1 protein-coding gene is annotated in these 387 nt (G+C 66.4%); it reads left to right on the forward strand.

Going from position 1 to position 387, the window contains the following annotated elements; translation table 11 throughout:
* Positions 1-387: cysteine peptidase family C39 domain-containing protein (locus D7Y04_RS43635; RefSeq protein ID WP_233601890.1), on the forward strand; the 387-nt coding region annotated here is incomplete at both ends.

Raw genomic sequence — 387 nt, forward strand, 5'->3', positions numbered from 1 at the left:
ACGGACGTGAATGCTCCACCCGAGGCACCTCCCGAAGAGGAGTCCTCGATGGAGCTGCCGGAGCGCCCCACGGCCGCGTCGCCGTGGAAACAGGTGCCGTTCTATCGACAGCAGGAGCACATGGACTGTGGTGCCGCGTGCCTGCGGATGGTGGCGCGGTACTACGGGCACGAGCTGGACTACCCGTCGCTGATGAAGCTCGCGGGTGTGAGCCGGTATGGCACCAGCCTGTTGGACTTGTCGCGCACGGGTGAGCAGCTCGGGTTCATCACCACGGGCGTCCAGGCGGACTGGGAGCTGTTGCGCTCGGTGGACCTGCCGGCCATCGCGCATCTTCAAGACCGGCACCACTTCGTCGTCGTGTGGCGAGTCACCCGGAAGGGTGTC

Source organism: Corallococcus sp. AB038B (genome assembly GCF_003668955.1).
Classification (GTDB): domain Bacteria; phylum Myxococcota; class Myxococcia; order Myxococcales; family Myxococcaceae; genus Corallococcus; species Corallococcus exiguus.